This window comes from Streptomyces sp. NPDC050439 (assembly GCF_040655335.1).
Lineage (GTDB): Bacteria > Actinomycetota > Actinomycetes > Streptomycetales > Streptomycetaceae > Streptomyces.
Window position 1 is genome coordinate 180,564 of record NZ_JBFAJT010000012.1, and the last position, 18,389, is coordinate 198,952.

At 70.6% G+C, this 18,389-nt stretch carries 18 protein-coding genes; 11 read left to right on the forward strand and 7 right to left on the reverse strand.

The window, feature by feature from the left end; genetic code table 11:
• Positions 1–140: 140 nt before the first annotated feature.
• The 3 genes from AB0I66_RS39040 (at position 141) to AB0I66_RS39050 (ending at position 2,858) form a co-directional block, all read left to right on the forward strand.
• Complete coding sequence (locus AB0I66_RS39040; protein ID WP_363212811.1) at positions 141–512, forward strand: hypothetical protein; 372 nt, start codon at positions 141–143, stop codon at positions 510–512.
• 72 nt (positions 513–584) lie between these two features.
• The gene (locus AB0I66_RS39045; protein ID WP_363212812.1) at positions 585–1,601 is read left to right on the forward strand and encodes an AraC family transcriptional regulator; all 1,017 of its coding nucleotides are present in this window, start codon (positions 585–587) and stop codon (positions 1,599–1,601) included.
• An 87-nt stretch (positions 1,602–1,688) separates the two neighbouring features.
• Positions 1,689–2,858 carry a lipase family protein gene (locus tag AB0I66_RS39050; protein ID WP_363212813.1) on the forward strand — a complete coding sequence of 390 codons (1,170 nt, stop codon included), beginning with the start codon at positions 1,689–1,691 and terminating at the stop codon, positions 2,856–2,858.
• 60 nt (positions 2,859–2,918) lie between these two features.
• Here the strand turns inward: AB0I66_RS39050 and AB0I66_RS39055 are convergent, their stop codons facing one another.
• Both AB0I66_RS39055 and AB0I66_RS39060 read right to left on the reverse strand, forming a co-directional pair.
• Positions 2,919–3,812 (reverse strand): AraC family transcriptional regulator, encoded by an 894-nt coding sequence (locus tag AB0I66_RS39055; RefSeq protein WP_363212887.1) that lies wholly within the window; start codon positions 3,810–3,812, stop codon positions 2,919–2,921.
• A gap of 98 nt (positions 3,813–3,910) precedes the next feature.
• Complete coding sequence (locus tag AB0I66_RS39060) at positions 3,911–4,333, reverse strand: ATP-binding protein (RefSeq protein ID WP_363212814.1); 423 nt, start codon at positions 4,331–4,333, stop codon at positions 3,911–3,913.
• 125 nt (positions 4,334–4,458) lie between these two features.
• Between AB0I66_RS39060 and AB0I66_RS39065 the strand changes: the two genes are divergently transcribed.
• A complete protein-coding gene (locus tag AB0I66_RS39065) occupies positions 4,459–5,325 on the forward strand; it encodes a helix-turn-helix transcriptional regulator (protein WP_363212815.1) in 867 nt (288 codons plus the stop codon).
• Positions 5,322–5,579 (forward strand): DUF397 domain-containing protein, encoded by a 258-nt coding sequence (locus AB0I66_RS39070; protein ID WP_363212816.1) that lies wholly within the window; start codon positions 5,322–5,324, stop codon positions 5,577–5,579. The genes AB0I66_RS39065 and AB0I66_RS39070 overlap by 4 nt, the downstream gene beginning before the upstream one ends.
• Here AB0I66_RS39070 and AB0I66_RS39075 read toward each other — a convergent pair.
• The 4 genes from AB0I66_RS39075 to AB0I66_RS39090 all read right to left on the reverse strand — a co-directional run bounded on the left by AB0I66_RS39075 (position 5,564) and on the right by AB0I66_RS39090 (position 11,261).
• Positions 5,564–6,229, reverse strand: a complete 666-nt coding sequence (locus AB0I66_RS39075) for a maleylpyruvate isomerase N-terminal domain-containing protein (protein ID WP_363212817.1) — start codon at positions 6,227–6,229, stop codon at positions 5,564–5,566. The two genes, AB0I66_RS39070 and AB0I66_RS39075, sit on opposite strands and share 16 nt — an antisense overlap.
• Before the next feature lie 31 nt (positions 6,230–6,260).
• Positions 6,261–7,874 carry an alpha/beta hydrolase gene (locus AB0I66_RS39080; protein WP_363212818.1) on the reverse strand — a complete coding sequence of 538 codons (1,614 nt, stop codon included), beginning with the start codon at positions 7,872–7,874 and terminating at the stop codon, positions 6,261–6,263.
• A 122-nt stretch (positions 7,875–7,996) separates the two neighbouring features.
• Positions 7,997–9,904 (reverse strand): AMP-binding protein, encoded by a 1,908-nt coding sequence (locus AB0I66_RS39085; RefSeq protein ID WP_363212819.1) that lies wholly within the window; start codon positions 9,902–9,904, stop codon positions 7,997–7,999.
• Between the two features lie 79 nt (positions 9,905–9,983).
• A complete protein-coding gene (locus tag AB0I66_RS39090) occupies positions 9,984–11,261 on the reverse strand; it encodes an acetyl-CoA C-acetyltransferase (protein WP_363212820.1) in 1,278 nt (425 codons plus the stop codon).
• A gap of 95 nt (positions 11,262–11,356) precedes the next feature.
• Between AB0I66_RS39090 and AB0I66_RS39095 the strand changes: the two genes are divergently transcribed.
• Together AB0I66_RS39095 and AB0I66_RS39100 are read left to right on the forward strand one after the other, a co-directional pair.
• Positions 11,357–12,694, forward strand: a complete 1,338-nt coding sequence (locus AB0I66_RS39095; RefSeq protein ID WP_363212821.1) for a 3-oxoacyl-ACP reductase — start codon at positions 11,357–11,359, stop codon at positions 12,692–12,694.
• Between the two features lie 402 nt (positions 12,695–13,096).
• Positions 13,097–13,915 (forward strand): MaoC/PaaZ C-terminal domain-containing protein, encoded by an 819-nt coding sequence (locus AB0I66_RS39100; protein ID WP_363212822.1) that lies wholly within the window; start codon positions 13,097–13,099, stop codon positions 13,913–13,915.
• Positions 13,916–13,926: 11 nt separating this feature from the next.
• On the opposite strand, the gene AB0I66_RS39105 is transcribed toward AB0I66_RS39100, so the two are convergent.
• A complete protein-coding gene (locus AB0I66_RS39105; RefSeq protein WP_363212888.1) occupies positions 13,927–14,538 on the reverse strand; it encodes a TetR/AcrR family transcriptional regulator in 612 nt (203 codons plus the stop codon).
• 452 nt (positions 14,539–14,990) lie between these two features.
• Here AB0I66_RS39105 and AB0I66_RS39110 point away from each other — a divergent pair, with 452 nt between their 5' ends.
• The 4 genes from AB0I66_RS39110 (at position 14,991) to AB0I66_RS39125 (ending at position 18,357) form a co-directional block, all read left to right on the forward strand.
• Positions 14,991–15,509, forward strand: coding sequence for a hypothetical protein (locus tag AB0I66_RS39110; protein ID WP_363212823.1), 519 nt, complete (start codon positions 14,991–14,993; stop codon positions 15,507–15,509).
• A 134-nt stretch (positions 15,510–15,643) separates the two neighbouring features.
• Positions 15,644–16,486, forward strand: a complete 843-nt coding sequence (locus tag AB0I66_RS39115) for a DUF4097 family beta strand repeat-containing protein (protein ID WP_363212824.1) — start codon at positions 15,644–15,646, stop codon at positions 16,484–16,486.
• Positions 16,487–16,573: 87 nt separating this feature from the next.
• Positions 16,574–17,569: an ATP-binding cassette domain-containing protein gene (locus AB0I66_RS39120; RefSeq protein WP_363212825.1), complete on the forward strand. Its 996-nt coding sequence runs from the start codon at positions 16,574–16,576 to the stop codon at positions 17,567–17,569.
• Entirely contained in the window at positions 17,566–18,357 is a 792-nt protein-coding gene (locus AB0I66_RS39125; protein WP_363212826.1) for an ABC transporter permease, read from the forward strand. Before AB0I66_RS39120 ends, AB0I66_RS39125 begins: the two co-directional genes overlap by 4 nt.
• Positions 18,358–18,389 lie beyond the last annotated feature (32 nt).

Below are 18,389 nucleotides of genomic sequence, written 5' to 3' on the forward strand. Positions count from 1 at the left end.
GATCCTCAAAACCCTTGTTGCCCCAGGGGCACCGGCATCATTATCCCTACCAAGCCTGCCGCCAGACCGCCCCTGACCAGGGCGGAGTCGTCCGGCGTCGGCCATCGCTCCGCGATGGACAAGAAGGGGGAACACGACCCATGGAAACCACTTTCAAGGCCTCGTTCATGGTGGCCGTCGCCGTGCAGATCGTCCTGATCGCCGTCCTGATCTTCCAGGTCTGGCGCAAGGAGCGGCACGGCAGCACGGCACCGCTGGTGTTCACCGGCGATGACGCGCTGGCCGGTGCCGCGCTGTTCGGGGGCGCGATGACACTCACCGCGCTGCTGTCCGACGGCTGGAGCGGGATGTCGACCACCGACACCCTGCTGTACGCGGTGACGTTCGGCATCGTCACCGCGGGGTTCGCGACCTACCTGCGCCGCGCGGACAAGAGGCGGCCCGAGTACGGGCGCATCGCCTTCCTGCTGCCCGTCGGCTTCGGGGTGCTCGCGGGCCTGGCCGGCGTCTGACCGTCCGACGCGGGTCAGCCCGGCACCCGACCATCGGAGTTCGAGAGGGCCCGGTACGGGGAAGGAACCCCCATGCCCAGCCGGACCATCACCGTCCACCACGTCCGCGCCATGCTGCACGGCGCCGAGCGCCACGGAATCGACACCGTCCCGCTGCTCCGCACCGCCCAGATCCCCCCGCTGCTCCTCGGCGACGACCGGGCCCGCATCACCGAGGTCCAGTTCGCCCGCCTCTTCCGGGAGCTGTACCGCGCCACCGGCGACGAGTTCCTCGGCCTCGGTGCGGCGGTCAGCAGGCCCGGCACCTTCGCGATGATGTGCCACGCCTCCCTCGGCTGCCGTGACCTGGGCGCCGCGATGGAGCGGGGCGTCACGTTCTACGGGCTGTTCTCCGGCGGGCCCGACCTCATGCTGGAGCACCGCGGGACGGGCAGCGCCGTCTTCGCCGTGCGCAACGACCTCGAACGGGACTATTTTCTCGCCGAGTGCCTCGTGATCATCTGGCACCGCCTGTGCAGCTGGCTGATCGGCCGCCGCATCCCGCTCCACTGGGCCGAGTTCGGGCATCCCCCTCCCCCGCACAAGGACGAGTACGAGCGCCTCTTCGGCTGTCCGGTCCGCTTCGGCGCGGCGCGCACGGGTGCCGGGTTCGACGAGCGCTGGCTGGCCGCGCCGCTGATACGGGACGAGGCGGCGCTCGAAGGCATGCTGGGCCGCGCGCCGTTCGACCTCCTCTCGCGGCGCGAGTACGGGACGACGGTCGCCGAACAGGTGCGGCGTGCCCTGGCCCGCGCACTGCGCACCTCGCCCCGCCTGCCCTCTCTCGGCGAGATCGCCGCCCGCCTCGCCGTGAGCCCCGCGACGCTGCGCCGCCGCCTGGCCCAGGAGTCCACCTCGTACCAGCAGTTGAAGGACGCCGTCCGGCGTGACGCGGCGATCGCCGGGCTCGCCGGAGGCACGGAGCCCATCGCCGAGCTGGCCGCGCGGCTCGGCTTCTCCGAGGACACGGCCTTCCACCGCGCGTTCCGCCGCTGGACGGGGACGACGCCCGGGGCCTACCGCTATGAGAACCGGGGTCAACAAAGCTGAGCGCTCCCGCCAGCGCCGGACTTACCCACCAGTCACTACGGTCGTCGCCTGCACACCCCAGCCATTGAGGACTGTTGGGAGAGCCGCATGCACGTTCGTTCCAGAGCAAGAGCCGGCGCAAGGGCCCTGGCCGTGGTGGCCGCGCTCGGCCTCTCGGCCATCACCCCGGTGACGGCCCAGGCCGCACCTGCGGACACCGCCGCCCCCGGAGACATCGTCAGCTCCGCACCGAGCAGCTTCCACCCGCTGCCGGGCCAGCCGACCCACACCAAGGCGTGGAAGATCAACTACCGCTCGACGACGGCGAAGGGCGAGCCGAACACCGTCTCCGGCACGGTCATCGTGCCGCAGGACGGCAGGAAGGGCCCCCGCCCCCTCATCACGTACGCCGTCGGGACGATCGGCATGGGCGACCACTGCGCCCCGAGCGCGGGCTTCCCCCGCGGGACGACCCTTGAGGCCAACCTCATCCAGCAACTCACCCTGCGCGGCTGGGCGGTCGCCGTCACGGACTACGAGGGTCTCGGCACCCCCGGCGACCACACCTACACGGTCGGCAGGGCCGCGGGTCACGCCATGCTCGACGCCGCCCGCGCCGCGATCCGGCTCCCGGAGGCGGGGCTCGGCACGGACACCCCGGTCGGCGTCATGGGCTACTCGCAGGGCGGGCAGGCGGCGAGCTGGGCGGCCGAGCTGCACGGGTCGTACGCCCCCGACCTGAAGGTCAAGGGCACGGCGGCCGGTGGCATCCCGGGCGATCTGATGCGGGTGGCGGACTTCAACGACGGTTCGTACGGCTCGGGCCTGATCTTCATGGCCGCGATCGGCCAGAACGCGGCGTTCCCCGAGCTGAACCTGGAGTCGTACCTGAACCCGGTGGGCAAGAAGCTGATCGGCGCGCTGCGCAACAGCTGTGTGGCGGATGGCGCGGTGCTCGGCGCCTTCAAGAAGATCGACGCCATGACGGTGCAGAACCCCCTCGACCAGCCCGACTGGCAGCAGCGCCTGCGCGAGTCGCAGGTCGGCACGCGGGCTCCGGACGCGCCGGTGTACCAGTACCACGTGATCACCGACGAGCTGATCCCGTACGGCGTCGGCAAGCAGGTGCGCAAGGACTGGTGCGCCAAGGGCGCGAACGTGGAGTGGCACACCATCCTGCTGGGCGAGCACGTCTCCGGGGTGATCACGCAGTCACCACTGGCGGCCAACTGGCTGGCGGACCGGTTCGCGGGAAAGCCGGCACGAGGGAACTGCTGACTGCCCCCCAAGGGCTGACGGCGCGCGGTGGTTTCGGGAAACCACCGCGCGCCGCTGAGCTCACCCGGCCGCCGTCCGCTCCACCGGAATCCACAGCTCCGCATCCGCGTGCGTGCCGTCGTCCGAGAGGCGGGTCCGCAGGATCTCCGGCCCCGGCCTGCTCTGGTACGGGTTGGACGGGAACCACTGGGTGAACACGTCCCGCCACATGAACTGGAGCGTCTGCGGGAACGGCCCCGCGCTCTCGAAGACGGCCCAGCTCCCGGCGGGGACGGCGAGGGCGTCCATGTCGTCGGGCACCTCGCTGTCCGCGCCGCTCACCACGCCGTGCCAGTAGTCGAGCTCGGTCCCCTCGGCGCGGCTCGCGTCCAGCTTGTCGCTCACCGAGATGACGCCCTCCGGCCCGTGATCCGACGCCTCCGAATTCTCCGACAGGCTCTCGATGCGTTGCAGCGTCTCCCGCCCGAGACTCCGGATGAACTCGGCGATGTCCGGGTTCACGCCCTCGTGCACGAGCGGGACGCGCGCCTTCCTGCCGACGACACGGAACGCGTCCCTCTCCACGACCTTGTACCGCATGCTGCTGCTCCCTTCGACGATGAGGCGGAAGGACATCCGTGGCTGGGACCGCAGCGTCGCGCCGCCCCGCCTGGCCTCACCGGGCCCGACCCCGTGCATCCCGCGGAACGCCCGCGCGAACGCCTCGCCCGACGAGTAGCCGTAGCGCACGGCGACCTCCAGGAGCGTCCGCTCCCCGTCGAGCACCTCGGCACCCGCGACGGTCAGCCGCCTGCGCCGGATGTACTCCGACAGCGGCATCCCCGCCAGCGCGGAGAACAGCCGCCGGAAGTGGTACTCCGACGTCACGGCCGTCCGCGCCAGGTCGGCCACGTCGATCCGCTCGTCGAGGTGGGCCTCGATCTGCTCCATGGCCTGGTTCAACCGCTCCAGCACCCCGGACTCCTTCCCTTTCACACCCTCACGCTAGGAAGAACCCACCCTGCCGGACCCGACATCCTGTGCCCGCTCCGGTCGGCTCCGCGTCCGGGGCATCACGTGCGAAGCTCGGCCCACACCGTCTTGCCGATCCGTCGCTCCGTGACGCCCCACGTCGCGGCGGTCGCCTCGACGATGCGCAGCCCCCGGCCGGTCTCCGCCTCGGGGGCATCCGCCCGGCGCAGCTCCGGGACGCGGTCGCCCCGCGCGTCCGCCACCTCGATACGCAGCGTGCGCGCCGACTCCGCGTAGAAGAGCCGGAGTTCGAAGTCCCTTCCGGGTACGTGGCCGTGCGTGACCGCGTTCGCTGCCAGCTCGGCGGTGATGTGCGCTGCCGCGTCGGAGAGGTCGCTGCCGTGCGGGATTCCCCAGGCTTCCAGCTGGTGGGCGGCGAGACGCCGGGCGAGGCGGGCACCTCTGCGGGTGGAGCTGAGCCGCTGCGCGAACTGCATCCGGGGGGTGGTGATTTGGGATTTCATGTCACTGAGCGTGGTCGGTTGGCTCTACGCTGACCAGGTACGACGCCGCGACGGAGCGTAGCTGTATGAGTGCGTCCGGTCGGCGTCTGAGGTGTCGACCGTGACCACTGCAGGGCGGTACGGATATGGCGAGTGCGGATCGGGAAGAGCGGCCGGAGAGGCCTGCCGAGGCGGACGGCACAGCGCATCTTTTCAGCGCGCTGGGCAAACAGATCAAGGTCCTGCGCGAGCACGCGGGCCTGAGCCAACGGGAACTGGGCAAGGCGGCGCATTGCGGGGAGGCGCTGATCTCGTCCATGGAGCGCGGGGTCCGGACTCCGCAGCCGGAATTCCTGATCAGGGCCGACGAATTGCTGGACGCCAGGGGTGTGTTGGCGGCGGCTGTGGATGACGTACGGGAGGCGCAGAAGAAGTCCCGGACGCGGCATCCGGACTGGTACCGGGGGTACGCGAAGCTTGAAGGGGAGGCGGTGGAGCTGCACTTCTACGCCAACCAGGGCGTACCTGGCCTGCTTCAGACCGAGGAGTATGCGCGGGCGGTCTTCTCGCATCGGCGACCGCTGCTGGACGACGAAACTATCGAGAAACGAGTCGCCGACCGGCTGGCTCGCCAGCAGATCTTTGAGCGTTGGCCGTCCCCCGCCTTCAGTTACGTGCTGGAGGAAGTAGTCCTGCACCGCCCTATTGGCGGACCAACCGTCCATGAGGGCCAGCTCCGGCAACTGCTGCGTCTCGGCCGGAAGCGAACCGTGGCAATCCAGGTTCTGCCGACCAATCGCGAGGAACATCCCAACATGGACGGCGCGTTCAATCTACTGACACCGAAGGGGCACCAGCAGGTGGCCTACACAGAGGTCCAGGGGTACCCCAAGCTGATCACCGATCCGGAAGAGGTCCGGCTCATCGTCGACCGCTATGGGATCATGCGCGCACTGGCTCTCAACCCATGGGAGTCCCTGGCTCTGATCGAGAAGATTCTGGGGGAGCGATGAGCACCGAGGAACTCACCTGGTTCAAGTCCAGCTACAGCAGCGGCGCCGGAGGTGAATGCCTCGAGGTCGCTTACACCTGGCGCAAGTCCAGCCACAGTGGCGGCGAAGGCGGTGAATGCGTGGAGGTATCCACCTGCCCCCACGCCATCCACGTACGCGACTCAAAGAACCCCGAGGGCCCCAACTTCACCGTCGCGCCCACCGCGTGGTCCACCTTCGTCGCACAGGCGGCGGCCACTCACCCCACCTGCTGAGGCTCCCCGTACCAGCGCCACGACGTACGTCGTTCCTGACCCGGCAGCTCACCCCGCCCCGTCGCCCACAGCAGCGTCGGCCACGGCTCCTGGTCCGTCGGGGCGTCCGGGAACAGGCGGCGGAGTACCCGGGCGCACACGTCGGCGGGCGGGGTCCACTTCAGGCCCAGGCCGTCGGCGAGGTCGTACGTGTGGACGAGGGTCTCCACGACCCCCATCGCCGCGAAGCCTTCCGGGTCCGAGATGCCGAAGCCGTGGTACGAGCGGGTCGTCGGCGGTGCCGTTCGGGCCATGGCGATCAGCAGGGCGCCGCTCGACTCCAGGACCTGGAGCAGCCCGGCCGGGCCCGCGGCGCGGTCCGCGTGGATGGCGTTGGAGGGGCCGCCGGGCCTGCGGGGCTCCCAGATGAAGGGGACCTCACCGTCCAGGGGCGGCTGCCTCGGTCCGAGCTGTGCCGCGTACGCGAAGAGGTCGTCGGCGAGGTGTTCCACCGTCTCCCAGCAGTCCCACTCCAGGGTTCCCGCCTTGCCGTCCCAGGCGATGGGGGGTGCCTCGCGGAGGGCGGCGAGGGCGAGCTGGACCACCTGGTCCAGGTCGTCCGGGGTTATGGGTCCGGGGGCGGGGGCGTCTTGTTCGGCTTGTCGGCGCATACGCGAACGGTAGCCGTGGCCGCCGTGTCCGTCAGTCCTCCTCATCCACCCCGCACGAGCTGCCGGTCCGCGGCATCTCGTCGTACAGGAGGAATCCGTCCACCTTCTCGCGCACGCACTTCGAACCGGCGTACCCCGTGTGGCCGTCGCCCTTGTTGTCCAGGACTATCGCCGAGGAGCCGAGGCGCTTCGCGGTCTCCTCGGTCCAGCGGTACGGCGTGGCCGGGTCACCCCGGGTGCCGACGAGGAGGAAGTCGGGGCTCTTGACGTCGCGTACGTCGTCACGGATGTAGTCCGTGCCCGCGGGGCGGCCGTAGCAGAAAAGCACCGGCATCAGCATCGACTGCCCGAAGATCGCGGAGGTCGACTCGAACTCCTTCTGGAGCTTGCCCACTTCCTTTTCGAGGCTGTCCGCGTCCGGGCGGTCCGGGTCGTCGGCACAGTTCACGGCCATGAGCGCGGCGGCCATGTTGTCGGCGGGGATCTCGTGCGGGGCCTTGACCTGCTGCTCCAGGGAGCCGCTCATCCGCAGCAGCGCCCTGGGATCGCCGTCCGCGAGGAGCGCGCCGAGTGCCTGTGAGAGCGCGGGCCACGACTGCCTGCTGTAAAGGGCCTGTCCGAGTACGTCCACGACGTCCTGGCCGGTGAACTCCGCGCCGTCCGACGACTGGAGGGGATACGTGTCGAGCCCCTTGATCAGCTCGACCATGTTGCCGCGTGCCGCACGCGAGTCGGTGCCGAGGACGCAACCCGGGTTGTCGGTGCACCACTTCACGAAGTTGTCGAGGGCCGTCTGGCGGCCCTCCGCGCTCACCAGGGCCTGCTCGGCGACGTCCTCGGTCAGCGTGTCGACGCCGTCGAGGACCATGCGCCCGACGTTCTTCGGGAACTGGGCTGTGTAGACGGCGCCGAGCCGCGTCCCGTACGAGAAGCCCAGATAGTTGAGCTTCTTGTCGCCGAGCACCTGGCGCATGACGTCCATGTCGCGCGAGACGTTGACGGTCCCGACGTACGGCAGGACGGGCCCGGAGTTCTTCTTGCACTCCTCGGCCATCTTGCGCATCTCGTCGAGTACGGCACCGGGGTCGTCGGAGTCCTGCTGCATCTCCGGCTCGCTCGCTTCGGCGTCACCGCAGCTGACGGGCGAGCTCTCGCCGACGCCGCGGGGGTCGAAGGAGACCACGTCGTATCCCTTGCCGAGATACTCGAACTCCTTCTGCGAGCTGAGGAGCCCGGAGACCCCGGCGCCGCCTGGACCCCCGAAGTTCAGGAGGAGGGAGCCGCGGGGCTCGCCGCTGGACTTGACGCGGATCATGGCGACCTTGACCGTGCCGCGCCCCGGTTTCGCGTAGTCGAGAGGGACGGTGATCTTTCCGCACTGGACGTTCTTGTCCTTGGCCACGGGGGTGGCGTCGGGGTCGGCCATGAGGCCCGCGCCGCCGTCCTCGCAGGGGCCCCACTTGATCTTCTGGTCGTAGAAGCGGGAGAGGTTGGGCGTGGGCTGAGACGACGGCTCGGACGACCGCTCGGGCGAAGGCTCGGATGACGACGGACGCCCGGCATCCGCGCCGGGGCCCGGCAGCCAGGCCCCTGTCCCCACGACGGCCAGCGCTGTCACGCCGGCGAGTGCAACTGCTCCACGCACGGCAACCTCCCTGGGTCTGCCCCTCGATCACCCTAAGCGCGGGGCAGCGGCGCCGCCCGTCCAGGTGACAGCGAGTGACCTTCGCTACCGTGCGTCACCCGTGTCACCCGTGCGTCACCGCGTTACCGTCCGCGTGCGTAGAGCTTCTCGATCTCCTCCGCGAAGTCGCGCTCGATGGCGTCGCGCTTCAGCTTCAGGGACGGGGTCAGGTGGCCGCTCTCCTCGGTGAAGTCCACCGGGAGCACGGCGAAGCGCCGGATGGACTCGGCGCGCGACACGAGCTTGTTGGCCTCGTCGACGGCGCGCTGCAGGGTTTCGCGCAGGTCGGGGTCGTCCACGAGGCCGGGGCCCGTGTGCGCCTTCTTCTTCATGCGGCACCAGTGCGCGATGCCGTCCGCCTCCAGGGTGATCAGGGCGGTGATGTACGGGCGGGCGTCGCCGACCACCATGCACTGGCCGATCAGCGGGTGGGCGCGCAGCCAGTCCTCCAGCGGGGCGGGCGTGACGTTCTTGCCGCCGGTGGTGATGAGGATGTCCTTCTTGCGTCCGGTGATGGAGAGGTATCCGTCGGCGTCCAGGGCGCCGATGTCGCCCGTGGCGAACCACTCGCTCCGCGCGGGCACCGCACGGCCCGCCTGCCCGTCCCAGTACCCGCCGAAGACCTGCTTCCCGGCGAGCAGCACCTCACCGTCGTCCGCGATGCGCACGCGGGTGCCGGGCAGCGGCCAGCCCACCGTGCCGAGCTTCGGCTTGAGCGGGGGTGTCACGGTGGCCGCGGCGGTGGTCTCCGTCAGCCCGTAGCCCTCGAAGATCTCGATGCCCGCGCCCGCGTAGAACGCGGCGAGGCGGCGCCCCAGGGGTGAGCCGCCGCAGATCGCGTAGCGCACCTTGCCGCCGAGGGCGGCGCGGATGCGCCGGTAGACCAGCGGGTCGTACAGCGCGCGGGCCATGCGCAGCTTGAACGAGGGGCCGGGGCCGGTGCCGTGCTGCTCCGCCTCGATCGCCTCGCCGTAGCGGACGGCGATGCGGGCCGCGCGGTCGAAGGAGGAGGCGCGGCCCATTTTCTCGGCGGTGGCGCGCCCGGTGTTGAAGACCTTCTCCAGGACGTACGGGATGGCGAGCAGGAAGGTGGGGCGAAATCCGCTGAGGTCTGTCAGCAGGTCCTCGGTCTGGATGCTGGGCGCGTGCCCGAGCCGCACGCGGGCGCGCATGCAGCCGATGGCGACCATGCGTCCGAAGACGTGGGAGAGCGGCAGGAAGAGCAGTGTGGAGGCGGGCTCCTTGCTGACGGACTTGAAGACGGGGTGAAGCAGTTCGATGGCGTTGTCGACCTCGGCGAAGAAGTTGCCGTGGGTCAGGACGCAGCCCTTGGGGCGACCGGTGGTGCCGGAGGTGTAGATGAGGGTGGCGACGGAATCGGGCCTCAACGCGCCCCGCCTGGCGTCCACTTCCTCGTCGGAGATCTCCGCCTGCCGCCCCAGCTCGGCGAGGCGCCGTATGTCGCCCTTCTCGAAGGACCACAGGTGCTCCAGGTCGGGCATCCGGTCCCGCTCGGGACCGAGCGAGGCGGCGAGCGCCGAGGTCTCGACGGCGAGCGCGACGGCACCGGAGTCCTGGAGTATCCACCGGGTCTGATAGGCGGAGGAGGTCGGATAGACGGGGACGGTGACGAGTCCGGCCGCCCAGCCGGCGAAGTCGAGCAGCGTCCACTCGTAGGTCGTACGCGCCATGATGGCGAGCCGGTCCCCCGGAGCGAGCCCCTCCGCGATCAGCCCTTTCGCGACGGCGAGGACTTCCCCGGCGAAGTCCGCGGCGGACACGTCCCACCACCGCCCGTCATCCCCTTTCCGCGACAACACGGCCTCGGCGGGCGCCTCCCGGGCATTGTCGAAGGGAATCTCGGCAAGGGACCCACTGACGGCGACCGCCGCGAATGCCGGCACGGAGACTTCCCGAACGGCACCGTCGAGATGCCGAAGGTGGGGTTCGACGAGGGCGGGCTGGGGGGCGACGGGGGGCTTGGGGGGCATGGGGGCTGCTCCTTGTCCGGGGGGGGGCGGTGGTGGGGCGGTAGGGCGGTGGAGGGGGAAGCCGACGGCGGGGGTTGCTTTAGTCGCGTTCCAGGATTGCCGTTACTCCCTGGCCGCCTGCCGCGCAGATCGAGATCAGGCCCCGTCCGGGTGTGCCCCGCTCGGCGAGGAGCTTCGCCAGGGTGGCGATGATCCGCGCGCCCGTGGCGGCGAAGGGGTGGCCCGTGGCGAGCGAGGAGCCGGCGACGTTGAGCCGGTCCCGGTCCACGACGCCCAGGCCCCGCTTCTCCCACGCGGCCAGCGTGGCAAGGACCTGCGAGGCGAACGCCTCGTGGATCTCGACGAAGTCGAAGTCCGCGAGCCCGAGCCCCGCCCGCTCCAGCATCCGCGGCACGGCGTACGCGGGCGCCATCAGGAGCCCGTCCTCGCCCCCGGCGACATCGCCCCCGACGAAGTCGACCGCGGCGGTCTCGTACGCGGTGAGGTAGGCCTGCGGCTCAAGACCGCGCGCCCCGGCCCACTCCTCGCTCGCGAGCAGCGCGACGGCGGCGCCATCGGTCAAGGGCGTCGAATTCCCGGCCGTCATGGTCGGATTGGCCCCCGCCACCCCGAACACCGGCTTCAGCTTCGCCAGCTTCTCGACGCTCGACCCGGGCCGCAGGTTCTGGTCCCGCTCAAGTCCCCTGAACGGCACGACGAGCCCGTCCAGGAGCCCCCTGTCGTACGCGGCGGCGAGCCGCTGATGGCTGGTGGCGGCCAGTTCGTCCTGCGCCTCGCGCGTGACGCCCCACGCCTGGGCGGTTACGGCGGCGTGCTCGCCCATCGAAAGCCCGGTGCGCGGCTCCGCGTTGCGCGGGATGTCGGGCACGAGATGCGAGGGCCGCACGCGGGCGAGCGCCTTGACCCGCTCCCCCGCCGTCTTGGCGCGGCGCGCGGACAGGAGAATTTTGCGAAGGGAGTCGTTGACGCCGAGCGGGGCGTCGCTCGCGGTGTCCGCGCCGCCCGCCACGGCGGACTCCGTCTGCCCCAGCATGATCTTGTTGGCGGCGGCGATGACGGCCTGCAGGCCGGTGCCGCAGGCCTGCTGGATGTCGTACGCGGGCGTGGTCGGTGCGAGCCGCGAGCCGAGAACGGTCTCGCGGGCGAGGTTGAAGTCCCGGCTGTGCTTGAGCACGGCCCCGGCGACGAACTCCCCCACGGCGCCGTGCCCCTCAAGGCCGTGGCGCTCGACGAGTCCGTCGACGGCGGCGGTCAGCATCTCCTGGTTGGACGCGGTCGCGTACGGGCCGTCGGAACGCGCGAAGGGGATGCGGCTGCCGCCGATGACCGCCACGCGGCGGGTGGTGGGCAGTTTCATGTCTCGACCAGCTCCTGATTCATGTCTCGACCAGCTCCTGACCCTTGAGTAACCTTACTCTGAAGTAAATTTACGACCGAGCTGGGAGTTGGACAATGGCCGACCGCTATCTGAACTTCACGGGCACCGCACCCGGCCGCTTCCTCACCCGAAGGCTCGGCCTGCCCCAGCCGTCGGCGCTGCACCGCTGGACGCCGGAACGTCCGCAGCTGGAGGGCGAGTTGCTGCTCCTCACGGCGGGCGAGTCCGCCCACGCGGCGGACCTGCCGCCGGTACTGGAGCGCACGAACCTTCGCGTCACATCCGATTCCTCCCGCCCCACGGCGATCGTGGTGGACGCAACGGGCATACGTGACACTCCCGACCTCGCCCTCGTGCACGCGGCGCTGCATCCCGTGGTGCGCTCGGTGGCGGAGAACGGCCGCGTGGTGGTGCTCGGCGCGCCCGTCCCGGCGGTGGGCCAGGGGGCGGGGACGGGGGTGGACCACCACCAGGCGGCGGCGCAACAGGCGTTGGAGGGCTTCGTACGTTCCCTCGGCAAGGAGCTGGGCAAGGGCCGCACGGCGACGCTGGTCCGCATGCGCTCGGCGGCCGGGGCGGAGTCGACGCTGCGTTTCCTGCTCTCGCCGAGGTCGGCGTATGTGAGCGGTCAGGTGATCGAGACGGGGGAGGCGGAGAGCCTTGATCTCCGGTGGGACCGGCCCCTCGCCGGGCGCACGGCGCTCGTCACCGGGGCGGCGCGGGGGATCGGCGAAGCGGTGGCGGAGGTGCTGGCTCGGGACGGCGCGCGGGTGGTCGTACTCGATGTTCCGTCCGCACAGGCGGACTTGGTACGGGTCGCGGACCGGCTCGGCGGTACGGCCCTCCCGCTGGACATCACAGCGGATGACGCCGGTGAGCGCATGGCTTCGGCGCTGGCCCCCGGCGGCCTGGACATCCTCGTCCACAACGCGGGGATCACGAGGGACCGCAAGCTGGCCAACATGCCGGCCGACCGCTGGAACCCGGTCCTGGACGTGAATCTGACGAGCGTGCTGCGTACGACGGACGCGTTGCTCAAGTCCGGGACGCTGAACCGGGGTGGGAGCGTGGTCGCCACGGCGTCGATCGCGGGGATCGCGGGGAACGTCGGCCAGACGAACTACGCGGCGAGCAAGGCGGGGATCATCGGCCTGGTGCGGGCTCTGGCGCCGACTGCTCTCGCGGAGTACGGGGTGAGTGTGAACGCGGTGGCGCCCGGCTTCATCGAGACGAAGATGACGGCGGCGGTCCCTCTCTTCATCCGCGAGGCGGGGCGTCGCATGAATTCCCTTGGCCAGGGGGGTCTGCCGGTGGACGTCGCGGAGACCACGGCGTGGCTCGCCTGCCCTGCTTCGAGCGCCGTCAACGGTCAGGTGATCCGGGTCTGCGGCCAAAGCCTTCTGGGCGCGTAGCCCAGGGGGTCCCCACCCGCCTGAGCACCCCGCAGCTTGTCCCCCACCGAACGAGCCTTTCCCACCCACCCGCCCGATTGCCCCGCAGCATCACCCCCACCGAACAGGCCTTTCCCGCCCACCCGCCCGATTGCCCCGCAGCGTCACACCTACCGAACGAGCCATTTCCCGCCCACCCGCCCGAGCACCCCGCAGCATCCGGTGACGAACGAGCGCAGCCCTCGCGGGGTCGGCCGGGGGGAGACGTACCGGCATGACTCCGCAGCGCGCGGCTCGCGAGGCTCCCCCGCCGGTAGCCTCGCGGCCGTCGCACGGCGGCGGAGACGGAGACGTAACACCGGCACGACCCCGCCCTCAGCTCTCAGCTCTCAGCCCCCAGCCCCCAGCCCCCGAAAGGACCCCATGCTCGCCCCCCTTCTCCTCCGTGGTGCGCTTCTCTCGCCCCTGAAGCGGCCCCGGGCCGACGCGGCTCTTCCCTCCTCGCGTCCGACCCTCAGCGGCATACGGCCCAGCAGTGAGCGCCTCGATGCCTACTCCCGGCTCTGCGGGTTCCGCGCCGCCCCGGGCACCCTCCCCCTCACCTACCCCCACGTCCTCAGCTTTCCGTTGGCCATGCGGCTCATGTCCGCCCGTGGATTTCCGCTTCCACTGCTCGGGCTCGTTCATACGTCCATCGAGATCGATCAGCAGCGTGCCCTGACCACCGCCGATGAGCTCGAACTCGCTGTGCACGCGACCCAGTTGGCCCCACACCACCGCGGTACCGAAGCCACCGTCGTCACCGAGGCGCGCGTCGGTGGAAGCACCGTGTGGACGTCCAGCAGCACCTATCTGGCCCGCCATCGCACCGAGGCCGGCACCCCCGCCAAGGCACCCCTCGAAAGCTCCCCGCTCCCCGCCCTCGCCGAGTGGTCACTGCCCCGGGACCTCGGACGTCGCTACGGTGCCGTCTCAGGTGACCGCAACCCCATCCACCTGTACCCCCTGACCGCACGCATGCTCGGCTTCCCCCGGGCCATCGCCCACGGCATGTGGACCGTGGCCCGCTGCCTCGCGGAGTACGGCACACCCGAATCCGCCCACGTACACGTCGACTTCAAGGCACCCGTACTGCTCCCCGCCACCGTCACCTACGCGGCCGACGGCGCGGACTTCCAGCTCCGGGGCACCGGCGACCACTCCCACAGGACCCACCTCACCGGAACCGCGAGCCTCCGTTAAGCGCCGCACGGCTACGGCACCCAGCGCCGCCCCTCCATCAGCTCCCCGAGCCCCGCCCACGCGAAGTTCATCAGCGTCGCGGCGGCCTCCTTCGCGGACACCGACGCGTCCCCGTTCGCCCATCCCGCGAGCGACTCCGCAGCCCCCACCAACGCCTGGGCAAGGCCCGCGACTTCACGTTCCGCCAGCTCCGGCTTGCGGTGCGCCTCCCGTGCCGCCTCCGCGATCAGTGACGTCACGAACGCCACGATCTCCTCGCGCATCACGGTGACCTCGGCGGCGAAGGGCTCGCCCTGCGTACGCGCCTGGTGATGCAGCACCACCCACGCGTCCGGTCGCTCCGCGGTATGCGTGAAGAAGGCCCGCAGCCCGGCCCACAGCTGCCGGTCGGCGGGCCCGCCCCCGCTCACCCCGTCCCGCACCGCCGCGACCAACGCCGCGGCCTCCCGCCGGATGCACGCGGTGAACAGCTCTTCCTTGGAGTTCAGATACAGGTACACCAGCGGCTTCGACACCCCCGCCACCTCGGCGATCTCATCCATGGAAGCCGCCCGGTAACCCCGCTGCCCGAAGATCCGCACGGCCGCGTCCAGCATCTGCTGCTCGCGCACGGCCCTCGGCATCCGCTTCTGCCGCTTTTCCACCGTGCTCCCCGTGCTCCCCGTGCTCCCCGCGGCCCCCGTGCCCCCACCGGCCGCCCCGGCCTTCATGTCGCCCACCCCGGCGCCCACCTTCCACACAACTTGTGCACAGGAGGGCCAGCCTACGGTCAGCCCCCGAGCGGCCCCGCACCCCGTGGCACCCCATGGCGCCATCTGGCACCACATGGCACCCGGCGGCACCACGCGGTGCCCGCCTGACGCCAGATGGCGCCACCCGATGCCATGTGGCACCACCAAGCGCCGCCTAAATCGCTGCCCGAGCCCACACTCTCACCCTGGCGCCACACCGCTGCATCTCACATCTCCGAGTTTCCGCAGGTCAGAGCCTCGCCCGTCAAGCGATCAACGCACCCATCCCACTCGCGGCGCCATTACAGTTGCGCATGGCGCCATGATGGTGCCAAGATGACGTCATGGACCTCACGCCGTATGTCGACACCCTCCGCCGTGAACTCGCGGTGGCCGCCGAAGCCGGCGGGGAAGAAGCCCGCGAGCTGGCCGACCGTCTCACCGCTCCCCTGGAGTCGGCGACCCGGCTGACCATGCTGAACGTGCTCTCGGCCGCGATGGACGAGATCACCCGCGAGCTCGCCCCCGGCTCCGTCGACGTACGACTGCGCGGTCTCGACCCGGACTTCGTGGTGACGCTGCCGCCCACCGACAGCGACACCCCCGCGGAGCCGGCCACCCCCTACGAACCGCTCAAGGCGCAGCTGCCCGCGGAAGGCGACGAAGGCGGCACCGCCCGCGTCAACCTGCGCCTGCCGGCCCACCTCAAGGCCCGCGCCGAGGAGGCAGCGGGACGCGAGGGCCTCTCGGTCAACGCCTGGCTGATCCGCGCCGTCTCGGCCGCGGTCGACGGCGACGCCCGTCCGCGTACGGCGCCGAAGACTCCCACGATCGGACAGACCATCACGGGCTGGGTGCGCTGACCACGCCCCCGCCCGCCCCTGCTCAACCTCCCGGCACCACCTCACGGCACCGCCACCCAGCACCTCCCACCACTTCACTCACACCACGTCCCACCAGCGGGGACGCCCCAGAGACCCAAGAGGACGGGACAGCCATGCCTTCTTTCGACACTCCCGAATCGATCTCGGTCACGGCACACGTGGGAGCCGGTTCCATCCGGTTCACCGCGAGCGACCGGCCCGACACCCTCGTCGAGGTCACGGCCCAGGACCCGAAGAGGGACAAGGACGTACGGGCCGCCGAGCAGACGGAGGTCACGTACGCGAGCGGCGTCCTGAACATCAGGACGAAGGAACGCCTCATGATCGGCCCCACCGGCGCCGTCGACGTGACGGTCGAACTGCCCACGGGCTCACACGTCGAGGTGGGCGGCTCCTGCCCCAACGTGCTCGGTGAGGGCCAACTCGGCGAGGTCCGCGTGAAGGCCTCGGTCGGCGATGTCCGCCTGGACACGGCAGGACCGCTCCAGCTGACCGTCTCGCACGGCTCGATCACCGTCGAACGGGTCCTGGGCGCGGCCGAGATCACCACCAGCTCCGGCAACATCCGCGTCGGCCTCGTCGAGGGCTCCGCCACGCTGAAGAACTCGCACGGCAACACGACCGTCGGCGGCGCGACCGGCGACCTGCGCGTGAGCGGCGCCCACGGTGCCATCGACATCGCGCGCGCCGAGGGTTCGGTCACCGCGACCAACTCCTACGGCGCCCTGCGCATCGCCGAAGCCGCCCGCGGCACCATCCAGTTGGAGACCAACTACGGCGCCATCGAGATCGGCATCCGCGAGGGCACGGCCGCCTGGCTCGACGCCGGCTCCGACAAGGGGCAGGTACGCAACAGGCTCACCTCGTCCGACGGCCCGGACGAGGCCGAGGACACCGTCAAGATCCGCGCCCGCACCCGGCACGGCAACATCGACATCGTCCGCGCCCGCGCCTGAGCCCCCGGCCGCTTCACCACCCCTGCGGCCCCCGCCGCCCCCACCACTTCAGCCTTCGACCAGGAGGGCCCCATGCCTTCATCTGTCATGTCCACATCCAGTCAGAACAACGGCAATCCGTCCTCGGCCGCCGTCTCCGCCCTCGGTCTGCGTAAGTCCTACGGCGACAAGACGGTCCTCGACGGCGTCGATCTCCGCATCCCCGCCGGATCGGTGTTCGCGCTGCTCGGCCCGAACGGCGCGGGAAAGACCACCGCCGTGAAGATCCTCTCCACGCTCATCTCGGCCGACGGCGGCGAGGCTCAGGTAGCGGGCCACGACATCGCCGCGTCACCGGACGGGGTGCGTGCCGCGATCGGTGTGACGGGCCAGTTCTCCGCGGTCGACGGCCTGATCACCGGCGAGGAGAACATGCTCCTCATGGCCGACCTGCACCACCTCTCCAAGAGCGAGGGACGCAGGGTCGCCGCCGAACTCCTCGCCCGCTTCGACCTCACCGAGGCCGCCAAGAAGCCCGCCTCCACCTACTCCGGCGGCATGAAACGCCGCCTGGACATCGCCATGACCCTGGTCGGCGACCCGCGCATCATCTTCCTCGACGAGCCCACCACCGGACTCGACCCCCGCTCCCGCCACAACATGTGGCAGATCATCCGCGAACTCGTCACGGGCGGCGTGACCGTCTTCCTCACCACGCAGTACCTGGAAGAAGCCGACGAACTCGCCGACCGCATCGCCGTGCTGAACAACGGCAAGATCGCCGCCGAAGGCACCGCCGAAGAACTCAAACGACTCATCCCCGGCGGCCACGTACGCCTGCGCTTCACCGACCCCGACGCCTACAAGGCAGCCGCCTCCGCGCTCCGCGAGTCCACTCGCGACGACGAGGCCCTCTCGCTGTCCATCCCCAGCGACGGCAGCCAGCGCGAGCTGCGCTCCCTCCTCGACTGGCTGGACGCGGCCGGTGTCGAGGCCGACGAGCTCACCGTGCACACCCCCGACCTCGACGACGTCTTCTTCGCCCTGACCGGCCCCGCCGACGTCCCCGCGCAGCACGCCCAGACCAAGGAGAACGTCCGATGAGCTCCCTCTCCCTCGCCGTCCGCGACTCCTCCACGATGCTGCGCCGCAACCTCCTGCACGCCCGGCGCTACCCGTCCATGACCCTGCAGCTCCTGCTCACGCCGATCATGCTGCTGCTGCTCTTCGTCTACCTCTTCGGCGACGTGATGAGCGCGGGCATCGGCGGGGGCGGCGCGGACCGCTCCGAGTACATCGCCTACATCGTCCCGGGCATCCTGCTGATGACCGTCGGCGGCGCCGTGGTCGGGACCGCGGTGTCCGTCTCGATGGACATGTCCGAGGGCATCATCGCCCGCTTCCGCACCATGGCCGTCCACCGCGGGTCCGTGCTCATCGGGCACGTCGTCGGCAGCGTCCTTCAGTCGGTCCTGAGCGTGGTCTTCGTGGGCGCCGTCGGTGTCGCCATCGGCTTCCGCTCCACCGACGCCACCGTCCTGGAGTGGCTGGCCGCCTTCGGCCTGCTCGTGCTCTTCTCCCTGGCCCTCACCTGGGTCGCGGTCGGCATGGGCCTGATCAGCCCGAACGCCGAGGCGGCCAGCAACAACGCGATGCCGATGATCCTGCTGCCGCTGTTCTCCAGCGCCTTCGTCCCCGTCGGCTCGATGCCCGGCTGGTTCCGGCCGATCGCCGAGTACCAGCCCTTCACCCCGGCCATCGAGACCCTGCGCGGCCTGCTCCTCGGCACCGAGATCGGCCACAACGGCTGGATCACCCTCGCCTGGTGCGTGGCGCTCTCCGCGCTCGGCTACGTCTGGTCGAAGGCGGTCTTCGAACGCGACCCGAAGTGACCGACCGGCCCCGGTACGCCTCGCACCCATAG